Raw genomic sequence first — 16,510 nt, 5'->3', positions numbered from 1 at the left:
GATCCACTGTGGGGGGCTGCGGACGGGTGTGGGGTCGCTAGAGGGATATGTCGACTCTGTCCGGCTCGCATGTCGACTTACCCACAGGTCGAGAAGCGGGCCTGTGGATAACTTTGTGGACAGTCGGAGGGGTGGCCGGACGGCGCTCCGGACCGGCACCGCGGGCCCGGCCGAAGGCGCAGGTCACCGCCCGTGATCCGAACGGCAGGCGGCTGTCGGCGGGGCTCAGCCCCGGCCGTCCAGGCAGCGCGCCAGCCAGTCCGACGCCTCGGTGAACGCCGCGTCGGTCACCTGCGGCCGCACGCTCGCGGTCACCTCGTCCGCCCGCGGGTACGAGCCGAGGAACCGCACCTCGCGGCAGACCCGCTTGAGGCCCATCAGGACCTCGCCGACCCGGCGGTCGGTGACATGGCCCTCGCAGTCCACCGAGAAGCAGTAGCGGCCGATGCCCTCGCCCGTCGGCCGGGACTCGATCCGCATCATGTTGACCCCGCGGACCGCGTACTCCTGGAGCAGCTCCAGCAGCGCGCCCGGGTGGTCGGCGGCCAGCCACAGCACCACCGAGGTCTTGTCCGCACCGGTGGGCGCCGCGGGCCGGGCCGGGCGGCCGACCAGGACGAAGCGGGTGGTGGCGTTCTGTGCGTCGTGGATGTCGGTGACCAGCGGCTCCAGGCCGTAGGTGGCGGCCGCGAACTCGCCGGCGAACGCGCCGTCGTAGCGGCCCTCCTGGACCAGCCGCGCCCCGTCGGCGTTGGAGGCCGCCGACTCCCAGACGGCGTCCGGGAGTTGGGCCGAGAGCCACTTGCGGACCTGGGGCTGGGCGACCGGGTGGCCGGTCACCGTCTTCACGTCGGCCAGCGCCGTCCCCGGGCGCACCAGGAGCGCGAAGGAGATCGGCAGCAGCACCTCGCGGTAGATCATCAGCGGTTCGCCGGAGGCCAGTTCGTCGAGGGTGGTGGTCACCCCGCCCTCGACGGAGTTCTCGATCGGCACCAGCGCGGCCGCGGCCTCCCCGGCCCGTACGGCGTCCAGGGCGGCGGGCACCGAGACCATCGGGACCAGCTCGCGGGTCGCCGCCTCGGGGAGGGTGCGCAGCGCGGCCTCCGTGAACGTGCCCGCGGGACCGAGATAGGTATAGCGACTGACCGACATCCGTGGACTCCCTCACCTGCCTGCGGGAGCGCCCCGCCGTCTTCCGCCCTGCCCTTGTCACGATACCGAGCGGTCCGGCGGCGGGCGGACGCGTTCCGCGGAGTGGTCGCCTGCCGCCGGACCGTCAGCCCTCCAGCAGCGGCTGGGCCACGTAGTCGCCGGACGACGGGGCCGGCGGCACCGCGTACAGGCCGCTGGCCTCGTGGCGCAGGAACGGCGAGAGCGCGTCGCCGCGGTCCAGCTTCCGCTGGATCTGGGTGAAGGCGCGCAGAGGGTCGGCCTGCCAGCAGACGAAGAGCAGCCCGGCGTCCGGGGCGCCGTCCTCGCGGAAGCCGTCGTGGTAGGAGAACGGGCGGCGCAGCATCGCCGCGCCCTGGTTGGCCTCCGGGGCGGCGATCCGGGCGTGCGCGTTGACGGGGATCACCGGGAGGCCGTCGGGGCCGGTGGCGTCCAGCTTCATCGGGGTGGTCTCGGTGCCGCCGGTCAGCGGGGCGCCGTTGTTCTTGCGCCGGCCTATCACCCGCTCCTGCTCGGTCCGGGAGCGCTTCTCCCAGTCGTCCAGCAGCATCCGGATCCGGCGCACCACCGCGTAGGAGCCGCCGCGCATCCACTCCTGCTGGGTCTCCGCCCCGACGAAGATGCGGCGGTCGAAGTCCGGCTCGGACGGCTTGGGGTTGTTGGTGCCGTCGACCTGGCCCATGAGGTTGCGGGCGGTCATCGGGTGCGCGGTGGCGCCCGGGGTGCGGTTGAAGCCGTTCATCTGCCAGCGCAGCCGGGCGGTGTCCGCCGCCTCCTTCTGGAGCGTGCGCAGCGCGTGGAAGGCGACCAGCGCGTCGTCGGCGCCGATCTGGATCCACAGGTCGCCGTCGGAGCGCTTGGGGTCCAGGGCGTCGGCGGAGAAGTCCGGCAGCGGATCGAGCTGGACCGGGCGGCGGGCGGTCAGGCCGGTCCGGTCGAAGAAGCTGTGGCCGAGGCCGAAGGTGACGGTCAGCGAGGACGGTCCGGCGTCCAGCGCCACGCCGGTGTCGGCGTCCGGGGTGCGTCCGGCCATCAGCTCCTGGGCCGTCCGCGACCAGCGGCGCAGCAGGGCGGCGGCTTCCTTGCGGCCGGCGCCGGGCGCCAGGTCGAAGGCGACGAGGTGGCCGCTGGCCTGCAACGGCGTGGTGATGCCCGCCTGCTGCTTGGCGCCCGCCGTCCGGAACGCCACCTCGGTCGATCCGATCGTGGTCAGTGCCTCCGGGGCGTCGTCCTGCGCGGCCGCGGTGCCGAGGGCGCCGCCGGCGCCGCCGAGGACCAGCCCGGCGGCGCCGGCCGCGCCGACGGTCCCGAGGAGCCGGCGGCGGGAGAGTTCCAGGGGGGTGCCGTCCGCGGCGGGGAGCTTGTGCGGGGCCGCGGCCGTGGTGTCCAGCTGCTTGCTCATCAGTTGATTGTCACGTTCCTGGTCTCGGTCACCTGGTCGAAGTCGGAGGTCCGGACGAGCAGTGCGAGCTGCCACCGCCCGGGGACCGGGAGTTGGACGCCGCTCGCGGTCCAGTGGCCGGTCCCGCTGTGGCGCAGCGCGACCGGGAGCGGCCCCAGCTTCTTCGCGCCGAGCGTGAAGGAGACCTTCACCTCGGGGATGTCGCGGGCCTTGCCCGACGGGTCGGCGATCCGCAGCCGCAGTTCGTTGCCGCCGCCGCTGTGCCCCGGGTCGAGGTCGAGGCGGGCGGTGCCCTTGCCGCCCGGGCTGCCGGTGTCGAACGGGACGGTCAGCACCTGGGGCTGGTTGGCGTCGGTGGCCCGGCCGGCGGTGGTGGCCTTGACGGCCTCCTCGGTACGGGCCGGCTCGGTGGTGGTCAGCGCGGTGGTCACCGCGAGCAGCACCGCCGCGATACCGGCCTCGGTCAGGACGGACCGCCGCAGCCCCAGCCGCACTGGGTCGGCGTCCCGGACCCGCTTCTTGCGGGCGGTGGTCAACGCGGCCTGCTGACGGGCGAGTTGGGCGGCCCGGGCGGGGTCGGCGGGGGGTGCTGAGGTGGCGGGGGCGGTGGGGGCGGAACGGGGGGTGGGCTCGGCGCCGGAGGCGAGGGCGGCGGCGGGTTCCGTCTGCTGCCGCTCCGTACGCGCCGCCGTTTCGTCGGTGGCCGTGGTGGCCGTCAGCCGGCCCGTCCACCGGCGGGAGAGGCCCGCGACGGCCACCATGACCAGCACCAGCCCCACCTTGAGCAGCAGCAGCCGTCCGTACGTGGTGCCGGTCAGCGCGTGCCAGGAGCCGACCTGCCGCCAGGACTGGTACGTACCGGTGGCGACCAGGACCAGGACGGAGCCGAAGGCGATCCGGGAGAAGCGGCGGACGGCGGTCCGTTCGACCGCCGGGCCCCAGTACAGGGACACCAGCAGCGCCGCGAGCCCGCCGAGCCAGGCGGCGACCGCGAGCAGGTGCAGGACGTCGACGGGCATGGCGACGGCCGGCTGCAACCCGGTCGAGGCGTGCTCGGCGACCGCCCAGGTGGTGGCGAGCCCGGCGGCGACCAGCACCCCGCCGACGGCGAGCCCGAGCGTGAGGTCCCGGCGCCGCTTGACGGCGTCGGCGGACGCGGACGCCTCGGACGCCGTGGCGTCCGGTGCGTGCGCCCGGGCGTACGCACCGAAGAGCACCGCCACGAACAGCGCCGCCGCCGCGAGCAGCAGCAGTCGGCAGAGCAGCGCCGCGCCCGGCTTGGTCAGCAGCACCTGCTGGAGCCCGCCGAGGTCGAGGACGTCGGCGAGCTTCCCGGAGCCGGTGTACGGGGTGCGCAGCAGCAGCATCGCCAGCGTGGCGCCGGTCAGCAGCGCCCAGCCGCGGACCACCAGCCGCTGGACCGACCGCACCCGGGCGGCGGCCGGCCGGCTCGTCAGCACGAACGCCGCACCGCCCGCCAGCAGCACGAACCCGGCGTAGGCGAGGTAGCGGGCGCTCTCGTAGAGCGCGCCCACCAGGCCGCCGCCGGCCTGCTGCTGGGGGACGGCGGCGGTCGTCTTCGACGGCGCCCCGATGGAGAAGGTGAAGGCACCGGACACCGGGTGGCTGTCCGCCGAGACCGCCTGCCAGGCGACGGTGTACGTCCCGTCGGCGAGCCCCGGCGGCAGCCCCGCCGCGTACTTGACGACGGTGCCGCTGCACAGGTCGCGCAGCTTGCCGCGGTCCACCCGCTTGCCGTGCGGGTCCAGGACGCGCAGCGAGTCGTCGCCCATGGCCACGCCCTCGGAGAAGGTGAGCGCGACCTGTTCGGGCGCGTGCGCCACGACCGCGCCCGGCGCGGGATCGCTGCCGGTCAGTGCGGCGTGCGCACTCGCCGGGGCGATGCCCGCGGTCAGCGCGCCGAACAGTACGGCCAGGACGACCAGCAGCCGTCGCGGCCGGGTGCCGGTGAGGGCCATGGTGTGCGCTCCCCTTCCCGTTGGCATGAGGTGTCCGTTTCCTCCACTGGGCCCGCCGGGGCCCGTCACGTCATGGCGTCCGCGGTGGTGCGGCGGCCGTCACTTCCCCGGCCGGTAGTCGGCCGGCTTCACCGGGACGTCGACCTTCACGGGGTCGGCGGTGGCGAAGTGCAGTTCGACGGTGACCTTCTGGCCCGCGGTGGGCTTGTGGCTCAGGCCCATGAACATCAGGTGGTTGCCGCCGGCGCTGAGCTTGAGCTGGCCGTTGGCGGGCACCGGCAGGGAGTCGACCTGCTCCATCTTGTTGCCGGTGGTCTTGTGGAGGGAGATGTCCTTGGACAGGTCGCTGGTGACCGAGGTCAGCTTGTCGGCGGTGCCGCCGCTGTTCTTGACCACGAAGTAGGCGCCGGCCATGCCGTCGGTGATCGGCTGCGGCATGTAGGCGCCGCTGACCGAGAGCTGGGGCTTGCCGTCCCCGCCGCCGCAGCCCGCCAGGGTGAGGCCGGCGGCGAGGGCGAGCGCGGAGCCGAGGGCTATTCGGCGGCTTGCGGGGGTGAGGGTGGCGAGGGGGGCGCGGGGGGTGGTGCGGCGGTTCACGGGTTCTGTCCCTTGATGATCTTCGGAAGTGCGGAGGTGTAGTTGTCGGCGGTGGCTTCCTGCAGCCCCATCCAGTGGATCTTGTCGTCCTTGGGGGAGCTGAGCAGGACCTGGGCGCCGTGAGTGGAGACCACGTCGCCGTTCTTCTTCTTGACCGGCGCCTCGATGCCGATGTTGACGCTGCGGGCGGCCTGCTGGATCTTCTTGAACGGGCCGGTGAGCCCGATGAAGTCCTGGTTGATGCCGCCGAGCCACTTCTTGAGCTGGGCCGGGGTGTCGCGCTCGGGGTCGGAGGTCACGAAGACCACCCGCAGATCGCTGCGTTCGGCGGCCGGGAGCTGCTTCACCGCCACCGCGATGTTGGCCATCGTGGTCGGGCAGACGTCCGGGCAGTTGGTGTAGCCGAAGTAGATCAGGGTCGGGTGGCCCTTGGTCTTCTCCAGCAGGTCGTAGGACTTGCCGTCCGCGTCGGTCAGCGTGAGGTCCGGCTTCTCCATCGGGGTGTCGAGGGCGACGATCGGCTTGGCCGCCGTCCCACCGGAGACCACGGCGGCGGGCTGGTCGCCGCCGCCGCTGTCGCAGGCGGTCAGGGTGAGGCCGAGAGCGGCTGCCGCCCCCAGGGCGGACAGCAGCAGTTTCCTTCGGTGCATGGGTGTGTCCCGGTCTTTCCGTGGCGCGTGGCCGCTGGGTGTACGGGGTTCGGGGGGCTCGTCGGGACGCCCGTGGCGGGCGTCGGTCGGGAAGGTGTGAGCGGCGGTCGGGAAGGTCGTACCGGGGGTGCCGGACCGGCGCGTGGGGTGCGCCGGTCCGGCCGCCTCCGGGGACGGGGTCAGGCGCTGCGGCGCCGGCCGGCCAGTACGCCGAAGGCGACGCCGGCGATGCCGACGACGATCCCGGCCACGCCCAGCACCCGTGCGGTGGTGTCGCTGGTGGCCGGCGCGGCGGCCGCGGTGTCGCCCCGGGTGCCGTTCTTGCCGTCGTCGGACGCGCCGCCGGCGCCCTGGGCCTCGGCCGCGGTCAGCTTGAGCACCGGCGCCGGGTTCTCCGGCTCCGGGCCACCGGGCTTGGCCGGCTCGATCCAGCGCACGACCTGGTTGTCGGAGTACGTCTGGAGGGCCTTGAAGACCAGCTGGTCGGTGTTGCTGGGCAGCTGACCGACGGAGAGCGGGAACTGCTGGAACTGGCCGGGCTCGATGCCCTTGTCCTCCGCGGTCCAAGTGATCTTCGAGGGAGCCTCGTTGATCTTCTCGCCCTCCCTCTCCAGGGGCTTGGCGAGCTTGGACTTGGTCACGTCCACCTTCCAGCCGGGCACCGGCTGCGGCATGACGGAGGCGAGCGGGTGGTCGGTCGGCAGGGAGACCTCGACCTTCACCGTCGAGGCGTTGTCGCGCTCGTTGGGCACCTTGATGTCGACGGTGGCGAAGCCGCCCTTGGGGGCGGTGCCCGGCTGCACGGTGACGTGCGCGAAGGCCGGACCGGCCAGCAGCAGCACGCTGCCGGCCGCGATCCCGCCGACGACGGGGAGCCGGCGGACCAGCCGCCGCGTCGAGGACGCGGACGACGGCGAGGGCGACGACGAGGGCGACGGTGCGCCGACCGAAATCTCAGACATACCGGACTTCTTGTCCATGGTGAAACGCTCCACTGGAAGAAGAAAGGGAGAAGAGGAAGGGGAACGACTGCGGGGTGGGGTGGCGTTCTGGCCCTGGCCGGGCCCGCGCACGCTGCCGCCGCGCGCCGCCGTCCGTCCCGTTCTTCTCCGGGAGCGTGCTGCGCGTGGGGTCAGACCGCGGTGGCCAGGAGGCCGAGCCGGCCGGCGACCGGCGGGCCGCGCCGTACGACGCTGTGGTGCAGCGCCGGATCCCGGGGGCCGGGCCCGTCCCCGTGTGCCGAGGGGGCGCGCCGCCCCTCCTCCTGTGCCGCGCCGAGCGCCGTGAGCAGGACCCGCACCAGCGCGAGCGACCGGCGCACCGCGCCGACCAGCGCCCGCGCCGCGAGTTCGTGCGCCGCCGGGGCGGACAGCCGCACCAGCCGCCACAGGGCCGCCTCACCGCGCCGCAGCAGCCAGCCGAGGCCGACCGCGGCGAGCAGGTGCCCGAGCAGCATGGGCAGCGACGGCGCCAGGCAGTGCGCCATCATCGGGGCGCCGGCACCGCTCATGGGGTGCCCGCCGGCGCCGGCCAGCCCGGCGTTCCCCGCCAGGTCCGTCCCGCCGGGGCCGAGCAACTGCCGTGCGGTGCCGCCGTCGAGCCGGACGCCGTCCAGCCCGCACGTCATGTGCCGGGCCAGCGCGACCGCCGCCTGGTCCGAGAGGCCGGACGCCGGCGCGGAGAGCACCGGCATCGGGTGCTGGCCCATCGAGAACAGCGTGTGCAGCGCCAGTTGGCCGACCGCCAGACCGGCCGCGATACCGGGCAGCGAGCGCTCCCGGCCGGCCAGCGGGACCGCCACCGCGAACACCGCGACCGCGGCCAGCCCCAGCGTCCACAGCGGGACCGCGGCCCACGACGCGGCCATGTGCCCGGCCGCGGACAGCATGACGCAGGCCGCGGTGAACACCGCGGCCCGGAGCAGCCGCAGATCGGCGGCCGCCCGCGCTGTGGGGACGGAGGGGGCAGTCATGGCGGCCGCCATCATCCCACTGCCCCTCTTCGCCGCGTACGGCAGGGTTTCACCGGCTACGGCGCGGCCGGGTCACCGGGGCGCCCACCAGGGGCGTCCGGAGTCCCGGGGCGGGCGCGCGGAGGCGTGCACCCGGCACCTCGCCTACACCGGTGCGCTCACTTTTCGCATCCGCCGAATGAGCGGCATCACGTCCCGGAGATGCTTACCGACCTTGCGGCCCGGCAATACGTATCGGTATGTCGAGCCGTGGCCAGGAGGCAGGAGCGATGAGCATCTGGTGGACCCTCCATCTGCGGCGTGAGCCCGCGAGTGTGCCGCTCGCCCGGCGGTTGCTGCTGGGCGCGATGGAGACCGCCGGCGTCGACCCGGACATCTGTTACGACCTCTCGGTAGCCCTTTCCGAGGCGTGTGCCAACGCCGTCGAGCACGGCGGCGACGCCGCCGACGACGACTACCGCGTCACCGCCTACATCGACGGCGACACCTGCCGCATCGAGGTCACCGACGCCGGACCCGGTTTCCACAGCGCCCCACCCCATACCACCGCGGACCGCGCACTGCCGCAGGTCACCGTCCCAGCCCCCGCGCAGGCCCCCGGTTACGCCGAGGACGGCCGGGGGCTCTTTCTGATCGAGGCACTCACCGACCACGTCCAGTACCGCAACCGCACGGGCCGACGCGGCGCGGTGGTCAGCTTCGACAAGATCCTCAAGTGGCGCGAGGGCGCGCTGTTGAAGGCGTCCTGAGCTGTTCACCGGCGGGTGTTGAGCCGGGCGGCCTGGCGCGTCAGGTGGTCGCGCTCGGCGAGGTTGGGTGCCTTGTGGGCCGCCTCGGCGTAGAGCCGGGCCGCCGTCGCGAGGTCGCCGTCGCGTTCGTGGAGGTACGCCGCCACCGCGGCATAACGGGGCAGTGAGTCGTCCAGCGCCGCGAGCGCCGCCAGGCCGGCGCGCGGTCCGTCGGCCTCCCCGACGGCCACCGCGCGGTTGAGCCGGACGATGGGGCTGTCGGTCAGGCGCGTGAGCTCGTCGTACCACTCGACGATCTGGACCCAGTCGGTCTCCTCGGCGGTGGGTGCGTCGGCGTGCAGGGCGGCGATGGCGGCCTGGGCCTGGAACTCGCCCAGCCGGTCGCGGGCGAGGGCGGCCTGGAGGATCTCGACGCCCTCGGCGATCAGCCGCGTGTCCCAGCGGCCGCGGTCCTGCTCGGCGAGCGGCACCAGGCTGCCGTCCGGCGCGGTCCGGGCGGCGCGCCGGGCGTGGTGGAGCAGCATGAGGGCGAGCAGCCCGGCCACCTCGGGGTGGTCGACGGCGGCCGCGAGCTGCCGGGTGAGCCGGATGGCCTCGGCGGCGAGGTCGAGGTCGCCGGAGTAGCCCTCGTTGAAGACCAGGTAGAGGACGCGCAGCACGGTGGCGACGTCGCCGGGCCGGTCCAGACGTACGGCGGAGACGGTGCGCTTGGCCCGGCTGATGCGCTGCGCCATGGTCGACTCGGGTACGACATAGGCTTGCGCGATCTGACGGGTCGTCAGGCCACCGACGGCGCGCAGCGTGAGCGCGACCGCGGACGCCGGGGTCAGCGACGGGTGGGCGCACAGGAAGTAGAGCTGGAGCGTGTCGTCCACGGAGGGCGCCGGCCCGGGCGCCGGCTCCTCCTCGACGCGGTCCTCGCGCCGGCGGCGGGCCGCGTCCGCCCGGGTCGCGTCGAGGAACTTGCGCCAGGCCACGGTGACCAGCCAGCCCTTGGGGTCTCGCGGCTGTTGGGCCGGCCAGGCGCGGACCGCCTCGACCAGCGCGTCCTGCACGGCGTCCTCGGCCGCCGCGAAGTCGGCTCCGCGGCGGACGAGGAGGGCGAGCACGCTGGGCGTGAGGCTCCTGAGCAGGGCCTCGTCCATCGGTGAGGTCACTCCGTGATGGTGGGCGGGCAGGCCAGGAACGGGCGCACCTCCAGCCACTCGTGGATCGGCCGGCCGCCCGCGCCGGGGGCGGCCGACAGCTCCCCGGCCAGCTCGACGGCGCGCTCGTAGCTGTCGACGTCGATGATCATCCAGCCGGCGATGAGGTCCTTGGTCTCCGCGAACGGCCCGTCGGTGACCGGCGGACGACCCTCGCCGTCGTAGCGGACCCACGCGCCCTCGGGGGCGAGCGCCTGGCCGTCGACGAACTCGCCGGTCTTCTCCAGCCGGGCCGCGAAGTCGTTCATGTACTGGACGTGGGCCGAGATCTCCTCCGGCGTCCACTGGTCCATGGGCACGTCGTTGACCGGAGCCGGGGCGCCTCGGTAGTGCTTCAGCAGCAGGTACTTGGCCATGGGGTTCTCCTCGGTGCTGGTGCGAGCCATTGTGGTCGCGTGCACACCGAGGACGGAGCCGGCCACGCGTTCTCGACATCGCCGGCCGATTTTTTTGCCGAGCGCAGTTTTCGGCGGCGACGGGCCCGGCGTGGCACCGGGCCCGTCGCAGTGCCGGTCCGTCAGTGGTGGTGGCGGCCGAAGACGACCGCGACCGTCACGATCACCGCCAGCAGCAGCACGGCGAAGGCGATCTTCACGGGGCTGTAGGGGCGGTCGCCGGTGACCTCGCCGGTCTCGGCGTTGACCATCACCTGCCACTGCTTGCCGTTGTAGACGTAGGACGCGAACCACACCGGGAGCAGCAGGAGCTTGTACGTCACCTCCCGGTAGGAGGTGTCGACCGAGTGCACCCGCTGCCGGTCGCCGCCGATGTCCTTCCGGACGTCCTTGTCGATGACCTTGGCCATCTTCTGCCGGGCGTTCTCGAACCCGGCCTCCGGCTCCACCTCGTACCGCAGGGTCCGGAAGCCCGCCAGGTACGCCTCCTGGTAGGCCACCGCCTCCTTCAGCGGCCAGGGCTCCAGGGCCTCCAGCCGTTCCTGCGGGACGTGCCCGACGCCGGGGACGAGGACGTCGTCGAAGAAGCGGTTGACCGTGCCGCCGACCCGGTACCAGCGGACCTTGGTCTCCTTGTCGTCGCCGCTCCCGACGGTGTACTCCTCGCCGCGCTCGCCGCGGTAGGAGGACGTGGTCTGGGCGTCGTACGTCCAGTGCGGTACGTACGTCCCGTGCAGGGTCTCCGCCGTGTTCACCTTCTTGAGGCTGTTCGGCGCGAACCAGCGGGATTTGGCCCACTTGCCCAGGTTGTCGTGCACGGCGCGCTTGTCGACCCGGAAGGGCACCAGGCCCTCGGGCACGATCCGGTCGGCGGCGGCCGAGGCGACCATGGGCGTGGCGCAGAACTGGCAGCGGCCGGAGAGCGCGCTGGTCTCGTTGGTCGCGCCGCAGCCGGGGCACTTGAGCACCTGGCCGCCGGCCGCCATCGGCTTGGGCGCCAGGGACGCCAGCTCCTCCCAGGCGTGCTCCCGCACCTCACGGTTGACGGGCGCGATGGGCTGCTCGAAGCGGCAGTTCGGGCAGCGCAGGGAGTTCGTCCCCGGGGCGTACTCGGCGGTGGAACCGCAGCTCGGGCACGCGTAGGACTGCGGCTGCTCGGGCTGCTGCGGAGCCTGGCCGGGCTGCTGCTGGTACGGCTGCGGGGGCGGCTGCGGGGAGGACTGCTGCGGCGGCTGCGGTGCCTGTTGCGGGTACGGCTGCTGGGGAGCTTGCTGCGGGTACGGCTGCTGAGGTGCCTGTTGCGGATACGGCTGCTGGGGCGGCTGCTGCTGGTACGGCGGCTGCGGCTGCTGTGGATAGGGCTGCTGCTGCGGATACTGCTGGGGCTGCTGGTACGGCTGCTGGGGCTGGTAGGGCTGCTGCGGCTGATACGGCTGGTAGCTCACGGGGACACGGCCTCCTGGCGTGGGTCAGACCTGCGGCGGCAGCGGCGGCGGGGTGGCGTGGAAGTACGAGGCGAGCTCGGGCACGTTCTCCACCGGCTGCCACGCCGCCATTCCCTCGCGCCAGACGAGCATGCCGGGCCGGATCGCGCCCGACCCGATGTGCCCGGTGAACGTGGCGTGGTCGTACGGGCCCTGCTGCTGCCCGTTCACGGCCACATGCCACTGGTGCTGCTGCTGGCCGGGCAGCGGCGGCGGAGCGGCCGCGCCGCCGGGCGCCGGAGCGGCGGGCTGCTGCGGCTGCTGGGGCTGCTGGGGCGCGAACGCCTGGGCCATCTGCTGCCCGGCGGCCATGCCCAGCCCCAGGCCGATGCCCTCCCCGGCGCCGCCCGGGTTGTTCGCCGCGTCCCGGATCGCGTCCGCCGCCTGGAGGCGTGCGTAGTTGTCGACGTTCCCGAGGATGCCCATCCGGCTGCGGGCGTCGATGGCCTGCTCGACCTCGGGCGGCAGCGAGATGTTCTCGATGACGAACTTGGGGATGGACAGGCCGTGCGACGGCGCCAGCTCGTCGGTCAGCGCCTTGGCCAGCCGGTCGCCGAGCTCGGCCTGGCGCGCGGCGAGGTCGAGCATCGGGATGCCGGCGCCGGCCAGCAACGTGCCGAGCCGCCCCACGATCAGCTGCCGCAGGTACTCCTCGACCTCTTCGGTGCGGAACTGCGGGTCGGTGCCGGCGAGTTCGGTGATCAGCCGGGCCGGGTCCGTCACCCGCGTCGCGTAGCCGCCGAAGGCCCGCAGCCGCACCATGCCGAACTCCGGGTCCCGCACCGTGACCGGGTTCTGGGTGCCCCACTTCAGGTCCGTGAACTGCCGGGTGGTGACGAAGTAGACCTCCGCCTTGAACGGCGAGTGGAAGCCGTACTTCCAGCCCTGGAGCGTCGCCAGGATCGGCAGGTTGCCCGTCTGGAGCTCGTACATGCCCGGCGCGAAGACGTCCGCGATCCGGCCCTGGTTGACGAAGACGGCGGCCTGCGACTCGCGCACGATGAGCTTGGCGCCCATCTTGATCTCGTTCTCGTAGCGCGGGAAGCGCCAGACGAGCGTGTCCCGGCTGTCGTCCGTCCACTCGATGATGTCGATGAATTCGCCGCGTACGCGGTCCATGAAGCCCACGCCAGGTCCCCCCAGTTCGCTCCGGCCGCCCGGCCGGGCCGCTGCCGGCGGTGACGGGCACGGAAATCCGTCCGCTCAGATGTCCACGTCATAGTAGAAGCCGTACCTGGGGCCCGGGTGCGGTGGTGCGGACCTCGTCCGGACCCGCGGTCCTTGTTGCCGCCCGACGCATCGGATACGTTCCTGTATCGGTTGTTACGGACATGGACGCGACAAGGCGGTCGGCCGGGGCGGGTGCGGCCGCCGCGGAACCGTGGAGGAGCTCCCATGAACGAGCGCAGCGAGGTGGCCGGATGAGCGAGGACGCCGACGTCATCGTCGTAGGAGCCGGGCTGGCCGGACTGGTCGCCACCTACGAACTCACCCGCGCCGGGCGGCGGGTGCTCGTCGTCGACCAGGAGAGCGCGGCCAACCTCGGCGGCCAGGCGTTCTGGTCGCTGGGCGGGCTGTTCCTGGTGGACAGCCCCGAGCAGCGGCGGGCCGGCATCAAGGACTCGCCGGAACTCGCGCTGTCCGACTGGCTGGACTCGGCGGCCTTCGACCGGGACCGCGAGGACCACTGGCCCCGGCAGTGGGCGCAGGCGTACGTGGACTTCGCCGCGGGCGAGAAGCGCCGCTACCTGTACGGCCTCGGGCTGCGGCTGACCCCCACCGTCGGCTGGGCCGAGCGCGGCGCGGGCCTGGCGACCGGCCACGGCAACTCCGTGCCCCGTTTCCACCTCACCTGGGGCACCGGCCCCGAGGTCGTCCGGGTCTTCGCCGAGCCGGTGCGGGCCGCGGCCGAACGCGGGCTGGTGGTCTTCCGGCACCGGCACCGGGTCGACGAGCTGATCGTGGAGGACGGGGCCGCGGTCGGGGTGCGCGGCACCACGCTGGTGCCGTCGGACCGGCCGCGCGGGGTGGCGTCCGAGCGGACGGCGGAGGGCGAGTTCGCGTTCCGGGCGCAGGCGGTGGTGGTGACCTCCGGCGGTATCGGGGGCAACCACGAACTGGTCCGCAAGAACTGGCCGGTGGACCGGATCGGCCCGGTCCCCAAGTCGATGATCACCGGGGTGCCCGCCTACGTGGACGGGCGGATGCTGGAGATCACCGAACGGGCCGGCGGCTCCCTGGTCAACCGCGACCGGATGTGGCACTACACCGAGGGCATCAAGAACTGGGACCCGGTCTGGCCCGACCACGCCATCCGGATCATCCCCGGCCCGTCGTCGCTGTGGCTGGACGCCACCGGCCGCCGGCTGCCCGCGCCGCTCTTCCCCGGCCACGACACCCTCGGCACCCTGCGCCACATCGTCCGCACCGGCCACGACCACACCTGGTTCATCCTGACCCGCTCCATCGTGGAGAAGGAGTTCGCGCTCTCCGGTTCCGAGCAGAACCCGGACATCACGGGCAAGGACCTCAAGCTCGCGCTGGCGCGGGTGAAGAAGGGCGCGCCCGGTCCGGTCCAGGCGTTCCTGGACCGCGGCGAGGACTTCGTCGTCCGCCGCACCCTGCGCGAGCTGGTCGCCGGGATGAACGCCCTGGAGCCGTCGGCCCCGCTCGACCACGCGACGGTCGAGCGGGAGGTGCTGGCCCGGGACCGGGCGGTGGCGCACCCCTACTCCAAGGACCTCCAGCTGATGGCGGTGCGCAACGCGCGGCGGTACCTGCCCGACAAGCTGACGCGGGTCGCCCGGCCGCACCGGCTGCTCGACCCGGCGCACGGCCCGCTGATCGCGGTCCGGCTGCACCTGCTGACCCGTAAGACGCTGGGCGGACTGGAGACCACCCTGGACTCGCAGGTGGTCCGGCCGGACGGCACGCCCTTCGACGGGCTCTACGCCGCCGGCGAGGTCGCCGGGTTCGGCGGCGGCGGGGTGCACGGCTACAACGCGCTGGAGGGCACCTTCCTGGGCGGCTGCATCTTCTCCGGCCGCGCGGCCGGGCGGGCGCTGGCCCGGAGCCTGGCGTGAGCGGCCCGGCACCGGATGCCGGGAGCCCGTACGGCAGCGGCGGCACCGGCAGCGGGCGCGGCCGCACCGCGCTGGTGACCGGTGCCTCCTCCGGGATCGGCGCCGCGGTGGCCGCCGCGCTGGTCGCCCGCGGCTACCGCGTCCTGGGGACCAGCCGCGACCCCGCGGCGCTCGCCGCACCGCTGCCCGGCGTGCGCTACCTCCCGCTCGACCTGGCGGACGACGCGGCCATCGAGGACTGCGCCGCCGCCGCGGGCCCCGTCGACGTGCTGGTCAACAACGCCGGGGAGAGCCAGAGCGGCCCCTTCGAAGAGCTTCCGATGGCCGCGGTCCGCCGCCTCTTCCAGCTCAACGTCTTCGGCGCCGTCCGCCTCACCCAGCTCCTTCTGCCCGGCATGCGGGAGCGCGGCCACGGCCGGGTGGTGATGATCGGCTCCATACTGGCCAGCTTCCCGCTCGCCCACCGCTCGTCGTACGTCGCCGCCAAGGCCGCGCTCAAGGGCTTCGCGGACGCCGCCCGGCGGGAGGTCGCGCCCTACGGCGTGGCGCTCACCACCGTCGAACCGGGCTCCATCGCCACCGGCATCAGCGCCCGGCGCACCCACTACCTGGCCGACGGCTCGCCGTACGCCGACGCGTACCGGACGATGCTGGCCGCCCTGGACGCCAACGAGGCGCACGGCATCCCGCCGGAGAAGGTCGCCGCCACCGTCCTGAAGGCGATCGAGGCGCCCCGGCCGCGCCCGCACTACGCGGTCGGCAGCAACGCCCCCGCCGTCTTCCTGCTGCGGCGGCTGCTGCCCGGCACGGCGGTGGAGCGGATGGTGGCGCGCAAACACGGGCTGCGCTGAGCCGGTACCGACGGTCCGGCGGGCATCGGGCAACTCGGATCATCCCGAACGCCCGGGAAAATGGCGGAAATTCGCCCTTGAAGAAGTGGGGCTGCGCGGTCTCGCAGGAGGAGGACCTCCCCCGCGGCGTCCCCTTTCCGGCGAGACCCGCGCGGCACCAGGACTAACGCGAGGTTGCTCGCGTTAATCTGCTCCTGGACAATACTTGGCCAGAACCCGCACTGCAATCCGCGCTGCCATCCGTAAACGACCCCCGTAACGGAGCCGCCGTGACGACCGCGCACCAGGCCCCGGGCGAGACCCGACCCGGGGGACGTACGGCGCGTACCCGCCGCGCCGTGCTGACCGCCGTCTCCGAGGAACTGGCCGACGGCGGCTTCGCCGCACTGACCATGGAGCGGGTGGCCCAGCGCTCCGGGGTGCACCTCGCGACGCTCTACCGCCGCTGGCGCAGCGTCGACAAGCTCGTCTGCGAGCTGCTGACGGAGATGAGCAGCGACATCCCGCTGCCGGACACCGGCAGCCTGCCCGGCGATCTGCGGGCGCTCGCGGACGCCATAGAGCGCTTCTACGGCTCCGCCGGGCCCCGCCGCGTGCTGGAGGCGGTGGTCGCCGCCGCGGCCCGCGACCCCCAGGCGGCCACCGCGCTGCGGACCTTCTTCGACGAGCGGCTGACGCTGGCCGGGGCGATGGTGCGGCGCGCCGTCGCCCGCGGCGAGCTGCCCGCGGACACCGACCCCGAGGCCGTGGTGGCGGCGCTCGGCGCGCCCTTCTACCACCGCATCCTCATCACCCGCCGCCCCGTGGAGCCGGGCCTCGGCGCGTCCGCCGCCACCGCCGTGTGGGCCGCGGCCCGCGCCGGCGCGTACGCCCTCGGGGGCGGCGGCCGCTGTCACGGCGGCGCGGAACACGACGGCCCGGAACACGACGGCGCGCCGGGGCGGGCGGACTGAACCACCCGCCCCGGCGCGCC

Annotated in this window: 15 protein-coding genes; 4 read left to right on the top strand and 11 right to left on the bottom strand. The window is 73.7% G+C overall.

Going from position 1 to position 16,510, the window contains the following annotated elements; genetic code table 11:
• Positions 1–225: 225 nt before the first annotated feature.
• The 7 genes from pheA to B073_RS0134245 form a co-directional block, all read right to left on the bottom strand.
• Positions 226–1,152 carry a prephenate dehydratase gene (gene pheA, locus B073_RS0134275; RefSeq protein WP_018542588.1) on the bottom strand — a complete coding sequence of 309 codons (927 nt, stop codon included), beginning with the start codon at positions 1,150–1,152 and terminating at the stop codon, positions 226–228.
• A gap of 124 nt (positions 1,153–1,276) precedes the next feature.
• On the bottom strand, positions 1,277–2,572 hold the full coding sequence (gene efeB, locus B073_RS0134270; protein WP_018542587.1) for an iron uptake transporter deferrochelatase/peroxidase subunit: 1,296 nt from the start codon (positions 2,570–2,572) through the stop codon (positions 1,277–1,279).
• A complete protein-coding gene (locus B073_RS0134265) occupies positions 2,572–4,551 on the bottom strand; it encodes a copper resistance CopC/CopD family protein (RefSeq protein WP_018542586.1) in 1,980 nt (659 codons plus the stop codon). Before B073_RS0134265 ends, efeB begins: the two co-directional genes overlap by 1 nt.
• A 99-nt stretch (positions 4,552–4,650) precedes the next feature.
• Positions 4,651–5,148 (bottom strand): copper chaperone PCu(A)C, encoded by a 498-nt coding sequence (locus B073_RS0134260; RefSeq protein ID WP_018542585.1) that lies wholly within the window; start codon positions 5,146–5,148, stop codon positions 4,651–4,653.
• Positions 5,145–5,798 carry an SCO family protein gene (locus tag B073_RS0134255; protein WP_018542584.1) on the bottom strand — a complete coding sequence of 218 codons (654 nt, stop codon included), beginning with the start codon at positions 5,796–5,798 and terminating at the stop codon, positions 5,145–5,147. Before B073_RS0134255 ends, B073_RS0134260 begins: the two co-directional genes overlap by 4 nt.
• A 179-nt stretch (positions 5,799–5,977) precedes the next feature.
• The gene (locus tag B073_RS0134250) at positions 5,978–6,760 is read right to left on the bottom strand and encodes a YcnI family protein (RefSeq protein WP_026247988.1); all 783 of its coding nucleotides are present in this window, start codon (positions 6,758–6,760) and stop codon (positions 5,978–5,980) included.
• A 170-nt stretch (positions 6,761–6,930) separates the two neighbouring features.
• Entirely contained in the window at positions 6,931–7,770 is an 840-nt protein-coding gene (locus B073_RS0134245; protein WP_037813732.1) for a hypothetical protein, read from the bottom strand.
• Between the two features lie 269 nt (positions 7,771–8,039).
• Here B073_RS0134245 and B073_RS0134240 point away from each other — a divergent pair, with 269 nt between their 5' ends.
• The gene (locus tag B073_RS0134240; RefSeq protein ID WP_018542581.1) at positions 8,040–8,519 is read left to right on the top strand and encodes an ATP-binding protein; all 480 of its coding nucleotides are present in this window, start codon (positions 8,040–8,042) and stop codon (positions 8,517–8,519) included.
• A 5-nt stretch (positions 8,520–8,524) separates the two neighbouring features.
• On the opposite strand, the gene B073_RS0134235 is transcribed toward B073_RS0134240, so the two are convergent.
• The 4 genes from B073_RS0134235 to B073_RS0134220 all read right to left on the bottom strand — a co-directional run bounded on the left by B073_RS0134235 (position 8,525) and on the right by B073_RS0134220 (position 12,722).
• A complete protein-coding gene (locus B073_RS0134235) occupies positions 8,525–9,664 on the bottom strand; it encodes an RNA polymerase sigma factor (RefSeq protein WP_018542580.1) in 1,140 nt (379 codons plus the stop codon).
• Between the two features lie 8 nt (positions 9,665–9,672).
• Positions 9,673–10,080 (bottom strand): YciI family protein, encoded by a 408-nt coding sequence (locus tag B073_RS0134230; RefSeq protein ID WP_018542579.1) that lies wholly within the window; start codon positions 10,078–10,080, stop codon positions 9,673–9,675.
• Positions 10,081–10,241: 161 nt separating this feature from the next.
• Complete coding sequence (locus tag B073_RS42110; RefSeq protein WP_018542578.1) at positions 10,242–11,564, bottom strand: hypothetical protein; 1,323 nt, start codon at positions 11,562–11,564, stop codon at positions 10,242–10,244.
• A 24-nt stretch (positions 11,565–11,588) separates the two neighbouring features.
• Entirely contained in the window at positions 11,589–12,722 is a 1,134-nt protein-coding gene (locus B073_RS0134220) for an SPFH domain-containing protein (RefSeq protein ID WP_202487651.1), read from the bottom strand.
• A gap of 302 nt (positions 12,723–13,024) precedes the next feature.
• On the opposite strand from B073_RS0134220, the gene B073_RS0134215 reads away from it, so the two are divergent.
• The 3 genes from B073_RS0134215 to B073_RS0134205 all read left to right on the top strand — a co-directional run bounded on the left by B073_RS0134215 (position 13,025) and on the right by B073_RS0134205 (position 16,490).
• The gene (locus B073_RS0134215; RefSeq protein WP_018542576.1) at positions 13,025–14,686 is read left to right on the top strand and encodes an FAD-binding dehydrogenase; all 1,662 of its coding nucleotides are present in this window, start codon (positions 13,025–13,027) and stop codon (positions 14,684–14,686) included.
• A gap of 71 nt (positions 14,687–14,757) precedes the next feature.
• Positions 14,758–15,537: an SDR family oxidoreductase gene (locus B073_RS0134210; protein ID WP_026247987.1), complete on the top strand. Its 780-nt coding sequence runs from the start codon at positions 14,758–14,760 to the stop codon at positions 15,535–15,537.
• Between the two features lie 269 nt (positions 15,538–15,806).
• Positions 15,807–16,490 (top strand): TetR/AcrR family transcriptional regulator, encoded by a 684-nt coding sequence (locus tag B073_RS0134205; RefSeq protein WP_018542574.1) that lies wholly within the window; start codon positions 15,807–15,809, stop codon positions 16,488–16,490.
• Positions 16,491–16,510: the final 20 nt, after the last annotated feature.

The organism is Streptomyces sp. MspMP-M5 (genome assembly GCF_000373585.1).
Lineage (GTDB): Bacteria > Actinomycetota > Actinomycetes > Streptomycetales > Streptomycetaceae > Streptomyces.
Note: the sequence above shows the minus strand (reverse complement) of the source record. Positions and strands in the feature narration are given on the sequence as shown.

What these genes read in the sequence shown, in the direction of transcription:
- efeB (WP_018542587.1), bottom strand. Translation starts at nt 2,572, where the DNA reads ATGAGCAAGCAGCTGGACACCACGGCCGCGGCCCCGCACAAGCTCCCC.
- B073_RS0134255 (WP_018542584.1), bottom strand. Translation starts at nt 5,798, where the DNA reads ATGCACCGAAGGAAACTGCTGCTGTCCGCCCTGGGGGCGGCAGCCGCT.
- B073_RS0134215 (WP_018542576.1), top strand. Translation starts at nt 13,025, where the DNA reads ATGAGCGAGGACGCCGACGTCATCGTCGTAGGAGCCGGGCTGGCCGGA.
- B073_RS0134235 (WP_018542580.1), bottom strand. Translation starts at nt 9,664, where the DNA reads ATGGACGAGGCCCTGCTCAGGAGCCTCACGCCCAGCGTGCTCGCCCTC.
- B073_RS0134230 (WP_018542579.1), bottom strand. Translation starts at nt 10,080, where the DNA reads ATGGCCAAGTACCTGCTGCTGAAGCACTACCGAGGCGCCCCGGCTCCG.
- B073_RS0134265 (WP_018542586.1), bottom strand. Translation starts at nt 4,551, where the DNA reads ATGGCCCTCACCGGCACCCGGCCGCGACGGCTGCTGGTCGTCCTGGCC.
- B073_RS0134240 (WP_018542581.1), top strand. Translation starts at nt 8,040, where the DNA reads ATGAGCATCTGGTGGACCCTCCATCTGCGGCGTGAGCCCGCGAGTGTG.
- B073_RS0134245 (WP_037813732.1), bottom strand. Translation starts at nt 7,770, where the DNA reads ATGACTGCCCCCTCCGTCCCCACAGCGCGGGCGGCCGCCGATCTGCGG.
- B073_RS0134250 (WP_026247988.1), bottom strand. Translation starts at nt 6,760, where the DNA reads ATGTCTGAGATTTCGGTCGGCGCACCGTCGCCCTCGTCGTCGCCCTCG.
- B073_RS0134220 (WP_202487651.1), bottom strand. Translation starts at nt 12,722, where the DNA reads ATGGACCGCGTACGCGGCGAATTCATCGACATCATCGAGTGGACGGAC.
- pheA (WP_018542588.1), bottom strand. Translation starts at nt 1,152, where the DNA reads ATGTCGGTCAGTCGCTATACCTATCTCGGTCCCGCGGGCACGTTCACG.